The sequence below is a fragment of the Sphingosinicella sp. YJ22 genome, assembly GCF_011320075.1.
GTDB lineage: Bacteria > Pseudomonadota > Alphaproteobacteria > Sphingomonadales > Sphingomonadaceae > Allosphingosinicella.
Genome location: NZ_JAANPA010000068.1, coordinates 1 through 6,092, shown reverse-complemented (window position 1 = coordinate 6,092; position 6,092 = coordinate 1). Strand labels below are relative to the sequence as shown.

The 6,092-nt window shown below is 69.1% G+C and carries 6 protein-coding genes and 1 pseudogene; 4 read left to right on the top strand and 3 right to left on the bottom strand.

The window, feature by feature from the left end; translation table 11 throughout:
• From G7B71_RS15305 to G7B71_RS15290, 4 genes and pseudogenes are all read left to right on the top strand, one after another.
• Nucleotides 1-239: pseudogene (locus G7B71_RS15305) on the top strand (hypothetical protein); the annotation flags it as partial.
• A 9-nt stretch (nucleotides 240-248) separates the two neighbouring features.
• Nucleotides 249-839, top strand: coding sequence for an NAD(P)H-dependent oxidoreductase (locus tag G7B71_RS15300; protein WP_166042508.1), 591 nt, complete (start codon nucleotides 249-251; stop codon nucleotides 837-839).
• Nucleotides 840-885: 46 nt separating this feature from the next.
• The gene (gene queF, locus G7B71_RS15295) at nucleotides 886-1,332 is read left to right on the top strand and encodes a preQ(1) synthase (protein ID WP_166042506.1); all 447 of its coding nucleotides are present in this window, start codon (nucleotides 886-888) and stop codon (nucleotides 1,330-1,332) included.
• Between the two features lie 6 nt (nucleotides 1,333-1,338).
• Complete coding sequence (locus G7B71_RS15290; RefSeq protein ID WP_166042504.1) at nucleotides 1,339-2,352, top strand: 2-dehydropantoate 2-reductase; 1,014 nt, start codon at nucleotides 1,339-1,341, stop codon at nucleotides 2,350-2,352.
• Nucleotides 2,353-2,525: 173 nt separating this feature from the next.
• Here G7B71_RS15290 and G7B71_RS15285 read toward each other — a convergent pair whose 3' ends face one another.
• The 3 genes from G7B71_RS15285 to G7B71_RS15275 all read right to left on the bottom strand — a co-directional run.
• On the bottom strand, nucleotides 2,526-4,109 hold the full coding sequence (locus tag G7B71_RS15285; protein ID WP_243406273.1) for a Do family serine endopeptidase: 1,584 nt from the start codon (nucleotides 4,107-4,109) through the stop codon (nucleotides 2,526-2,528).
• Between the two features lie 93 nt (nucleotides 4,110-4,202).
• Nucleotides 4,203-5,063, bottom strand: a complete 861-nt coding sequence (locus G7B71_RS15280) for a protease modulator HflC (protein WP_166042502.1) — start codon at nucleotides 5,061-5,063, stop codon at nucleotides 4,203-4,205.
• A partial coding sequence (locus G7B71_RS15275; RefSeq protein WP_166042500.1) for a protease modulator HflK occupies nucleotides 5,060-6,092 on the bottom strand: 1,033 nt, incomplete at its 5' end. The genes G7B71_RS15275 and G7B71_RS15280, both read right to left, overlap by 4 nt.

Sequence of the window (6,092 nt, the reverse complement as noted above, 5' to 3'; positions counted from 1 at the left end):
ATAATGGGGCGCCGCCGCCGCCGCAAGCCGCGCCCCATTATCCGCCGCCGCCGCCGCAGGCGCCGCCCCCCGGCTATCCGCCGCAGCCGCACGGCGGCCAGTGGCAGCCGCAGCCGCCGCCCCAGCCTCATGGCGGGCATTGGTCGCCGCAGCCGCATTACCATCACGGCGACGACTACAAATACGGCCATGGCGGCTACCGCCGGCGCAAGTCGTTCCTCGAGGAGCTGTTCGACTAGGCGCCATGCATGCCTGACCGGATCCTCGTCCTCTACGGGTCCTACCGGTCGGACCGGACGGGGATCAGGCTTGCCGATTATCTCGTGCGCCGGCTCGCCGAGCGCGGCGCCGAGCCGGTCCTGGTCGATGCCCGGGCGGTCGGGCTGCCGATGCTCGAACGCATGTACAAGGAATATCCGCAAGGCGCGGCGCCGGCGGCGATGGAGTCGCTCGCCGAGCAGATCCGCACCGCCGACGCGTTCCTGTTCGTCGTCGGCGAATATAATTGGGGCGTCCAGCCGGGTCTCAAGAACCTCACCGATCATTTCCTCGAGGAATGGTTCTGGCGGCCCGCGGCGATCGCGAGCTACTCGGCGGGGCGGCTGGCGGGCGCGCGCTCCAACAGCGCGTGGCACGCGACCCTGTCCGAAATGGGCATGGTCGTGATCTCGAGCACGCTGACGGTCGGCCCGATCGCGCAGACTCTCGATGGCGACGGCCAGCCGACGGGCGCGGCCGGGCAGTCGCTCGACCGTGCCTTCGCGAGGTTCGCCGACGACCTCGCCTGGTGGACCGAGGCGGCCCGCGAGCAGCGCCGCCGCCGCCCGCCGCCTTATTGACGGCGCGGGGCTTGGGGAGACCCGGCTGAGGCGCTAAAGCCGCGCCATGGACCTCACCCATCTCGGCCGCGCCAGCGACCTTCCCGCCTCGCCCGCCGAGGCGACGCTCGATTATGTCGCCAACCCGCGGCCCGGAAGCCTCTATCTGGTGCGCTTCGCAGCGCCCGAATTCACCTCGCTGTGCCCGGTCACCGGCCAGCCCGATTTCGCCCACCTCGTCATCGACTATGCGCCCGGCGAGCTGATCGTCGAATCCAAGTCATTGAAGCTGTTCCTCCATTCGCACCGCAACCATTGCGGCTTCCATGAGGACGTCACCGTCGGCATCGGCGAGCGGCTCGTCGAGGAGATGAAGCCGCGATGGCTGCGCATCGGCGGCTATTGGTATCCGCGCGGCGGTATCCCGATCGACGTGTTCTGGCAGACGGGCACGCCGCCCGAGGGCCTGTGGGTGCCCGACCAGGGCGTCGCCGCCTATCGCGGCCGGGGCTGACCCGCCTTGAAGGTCGCGGTGTTCGGGGCGGGAGCGGTCGGCGGCTGGATCGGGGGCGCCTGGGCCTCCGCGGCGATCGACGTCGTGCTGATCGGACGCAAGCCCGCCGCCGACGAGATCACCGCCCACGGCCTGACGATCAGCGACGGCAGCGGCGACGGGCCGGCGCGCTCGATCCATCTTCCCGCCGGCACCATCACCTGCACGACCGATGCCGCGGCGCTGGCCGACGCCGACGCGATCCTGGTCACGGTCAAGAGCATCCACACCGACGCGGCGGCGGCGGCGATCGTCAGGCACGCGGGCAAGGACGCGGTGCTGATCAGCTTCCAGAACGGGGTCAGCAACGCCGATCGGCTGCGCGCCGCGCTTCCCGGCCGGACGGTGCTGGCTGGGATGGTGCCGTTCAACGTCGTCCGTCTCGGCAACGGCCGCTGGCACAAGGCAACCGCGGGCGATTTGATGGCTGAGGAGCATGAGATCACTCGGGCGCTCGCCGACAAGCTCGGCACGCGGCCGGGGCGGCTCAAGCTCGCCGCCGACATGGTGCCGGTGCTGTGGAGCAAGCTGCTCCTCAACCTCAACAACGCGGTCAATGCGCTGTCAGGCAAGACGCTGATGGAGGAGCTGAGCGACCGCGACTATCGCAAGGTCGTGGCGGCGACCCAGGACGAGGCGCTGGCGGCGATGAAGCTGGCGGGCATCGAGCCGGCGGCGATGGGCATGGTCCCGCCCGGCCGGCTGCCCGACGTGCTGCGCCTGCCCAACGCCCTGTTCAAGCCGTTCCTCAAGCTGCAGGGCATCGATGCCGAGGCGCGATCGTCGATGGCGGACGATTTCGCCGCCGGGCGGCGGACCGAGATCGACTTCCTCAACGGCGAAGTCGTCGCGCTGGCCCGCAAGCACGGCCGCAACCCGCGCGCCAACGCGGCGATCGTTCAGCTGGTCAAGGAAGCCGAAGCCGGAGTCGAGCGCCGCTTTTCGGGCGCCGAGCTCAAGGCGCGGGTGCTGGGAGAATAAAGGATTCCTCCCTGCGAAGCGACGCTTCATGGGGAGGGGGACCGCCGAAGGCGGTGGAGGGGCCTGGCGCGAGGCCCAAACAGCCCCTCCACCATCCGCCTACGCTCCGCTCCGGCGGACGGTCCGCCTCCCCATCCCCGCCACGCGGGGACAGGGAGGATTTGCTCAATGAATCACCCCGTGGTGCGGGCGAGATCGATCGCGATGAAGGCGGGCGGAACGTTGCCGCGCCGGACGAGCAGGAGGACCGAATTGCGGCCGCTGCGGCGGGCGGCGTCGACGACCTGCGACACCGCTTCCGGCGAATTGGCCGGGGCGCGGTTGATCGACAAGATCACGTCGCCCGCGCGCAGGCCCTTCTGGGCCGCGTCGCTGTTCGGATCGAGACCGGTGACCACCACGCCGCGTACGTCGCCGGTGAGGCCTCCACGACGCGCGAGCTCAGGAGTCAGCGTCTGAAGCGACATGCCGAGGCTGGCACGGGCCGAGGCCTGGCCGCTGGATTCACTGCCCTCCGGCTTGTCCGCTTCGGCTTCACCTTCGACCTCGAGGCCGTTGAGCCGCGCGAGCTCCTGATCGCTCGGCCGCTCGGCGATGGCGATCGTCAGCGTACGCCGCTGGCCGTTGCGGATCACCTCGACCGGCACCCGGCTGCCGATCTCCTGCCGCGAGATCTGGTAGGCGACCGAAGACTGAGGCCCGATCGGCTGGCCGGCGACGCTGACGACGACGTCGCCCTGCTCGATGCCGGCGCGCGCTGCGGGGCCGCCCGGGGTCACGCTGCTGATGAGCTCGCCGCGATTGCTCTCGAGGCCGAGCGGCGCGGCGAGTTCGCTGGTCAGCGTCTGAAGAGTCACGCCGACATAGCCGCGGCGCACGCGTTCGCCGCGGCGAAGCTGCTCGACGATCGGGATCGCCTGCTCGGCCGGAATGGCGAAGCCGATGCCGATATTGCCGCCGGTCGGCGAATAAAGCGCGGTGTTGATTCCGACGACATTGCCCTGCAGGTCGAACAGCGGCCCGCCCGAATTGCCCGAGTTGATCGACGCATCGGTCTGGATGAAGCGGTCGTAATTGCCGGCCTGAATATTGCGGTGAAGAGCCGACACGATACCGGCGGTGACGCTGCCGCCGAGCGCGTAGGGATTGCCGATCGCGACCACCCAGTCGCCGACGCGGACCTGGTCCGGATTGGCGAACTGGACGAATGGCAGTCGGCCGCGCGGATTGATCTTGAGCACCGCGAGGTCGGACGGCTCGTCGCGGCCGACGACCTCGGCCTCATATTCGGTGCCGTCGGCGAGAGTCACCGTGATCGCCTCGACCACGGCGTTGCTGCGCGCCGGAGCGACGACGTGGTTGTTGGTGACGATGTAGCCGTCGGCCGAGATGACGAAGCCGGAACCGAGCGAGCCGCCGCGCTGGGTGACTTCGCCGCCGCCCTGGCCATCCTGCTGCTGCTGCTGCGGCGCCTCGCCGCCGAAGCGACGGAAGAATTCCTCGAAACCCGGCGGCAAAGCGCGGCGGCGCGGGATGGTGATGCTCTGGCGGGTCGAGATGTTGACCACCGCCGGCTGGAGGCGCTCGGCGAGATCGGCGAAGCTCATCGGCGCGCCGGCGCGCGGCGGGCTGGCGTTGATCGCGCCGGGCGCGTTGACCGCGGTCTGGGCGCCGACGGGTCCAACAGCGACGTTCGTCATGCTGCCGCCGATCAGCAAGGCGGCGGTGATGCCATAGACGTAACGCACTTTCCTCATCCTCCTAAATCCTCTCAACTCGTCTCTTCCCGTGTGCAGTCCCCTGGCCGGCAGTACGCTAGGTGCGCTTGCTGAACCGGATTTGAATGGGCTCTATCGTTGTCCCTGACTTCGTCCCTGGAACTGCCGCAGATAGCTGTTTTCCGGTGAGAGGATGACATTGGTATCGCCGCCCTGCTGCGCAAGGAAGCTGGTGCGGTAGGACTGCATTGCCCGATAGAAATCGTAGAAATCCGGGTCCTGGTTGTAGGCGCGGGCATAGGTCGCCGCGGCCTCGGCCTCCGCCTCGGCGCGGATGATCTGCGCCTGCTTTTGGCCCTGGGCCTCGATCGAGCGCGCCTCCTGGAGGCGGGCGGTACGCATCCGATCGTAGGCGGCATCAACCGGGGATCCCGCCGGAAGGTCGGCGCGCTTGATGCGCACGTCGACAATCTCCGCCCCATATTGGGCGGCGACGCGATTGAGGGCGACCTGGATATTGTCCATCATCTGGCCGCGCTCGGGGCTGAGCAGAGCGGCGAACGGGCGGCGGCCGAGCTCGTTGCGAAGCGACGAGGCGAGGATCGGGCGAAGCGCCTCGCTGACCCGAGCCTCGGTCCGCGCGGACACGTACATGCGCAAGGGATCGACGATTCGGTAGCGCGCGAAGGCGTCGACCTGAAGGCGCTGCTGGTCGGTCGAAAGGACCTGCTGGTTCTCCATGCCGACCGACAGGATGCGCTTGTCGATCCAGTGGACCTGGTCGAAGAACGGCACGCGAAGCGCGACTCCGGCGCCATAATCACCGAACGTCTGGCCGGCCTGGTAGCGGTTGATGATCGTCTGCGGCTCGCCGAAGCGGGTGATCACCGCCTGCTTGGTCTCCGGAACGATGACCAGGGTGCTGCCGACCAGGATCAGGAACAGGATGGCGCCGATCGCCAGCGCGATGGGATTGCGCAGATACTGGGTCATCGGCCCTGCCCCTGCTGAGCCTGCGGCTGCTGTTCAGGCTGGGGCGCGCGCCGACGGGCGGAGTCGACCGCCGGCAGCGGCAGATAGGGCGTCACGCCCGGCGCCTCGACGATGGTGGTGTCAACCTGTGACAGGATCTGCTCCATGGTCTCGTAATACATGCGGCGGCGGGTGACTTCCGGCGCGGCCTTGTACTGCTGGTAGATCTGGTTGAACTGCGCCGCGTCGCCCTGGGCGCGGGCGGTCAGCTGAAGCGCGAAGGCGCGGGCGTCGTTCTGAGCGCTCTGCGCCTGCTGCTGCGCCGCGGAGACCCGCAGGAACGCCTCGTTGACCGCGGTCGGCGCCGACGACTGGTTGATCGCGATGCCCTGGATGGCGATTCCGGCGCCATAGTCGTCGAGCAGCTGCTGCATGTTCTGCTCAACTCGCTGCTCGATCGCGCTTCGGCCGGCGCCCAGCGCCTCGTCGAGGCTGACCCGGGCGACGACGGCGCGCATCGCGCTCTCCGCGACCTCGCGGATCGTTTCCTCGGGCTCGGCGATCTGGAACAGGAAGAGCTGCGGGTCCTTGACGTTCCAGCGCACCGAATAGCTCAAATCGATGACGTTCTGGTCGCCGGTGAGGATCAGATTCTCCTCGTTGCGCTGCTGCGGGATGTTGATCTCGCGGATCTCCTCGACCGGCACCGCCTGGACACGCGAGATCGGCGCCGGCCAGGTCAGCCCGATGCCTGGCCCCAGCGTGCGGACGTAGCGGCCGAAGGTCGTCACGACATAGCGCTCCTGCGGGCCGACGCGATGGACGCTGGTGAAGAGCAGCCAGATCGCGACGAAGGCGATCAGGCCGTAGAGCCAGTAGGGCCGGTTCATGCCGCCGCCGCCCGAGGGCAGGCCGCCGCGAAGCTTCTCGCGGCTTCGCCTCAGCCACTCGTCGAGCGAGGTGACGTCGCCGCCGCCGCTCGGGCCGCCGGGACGCCGGCGCCGCGGGCCGGGCTGGCCCCAGGGATTGCGCGGGCCGCCGCCACCGCCG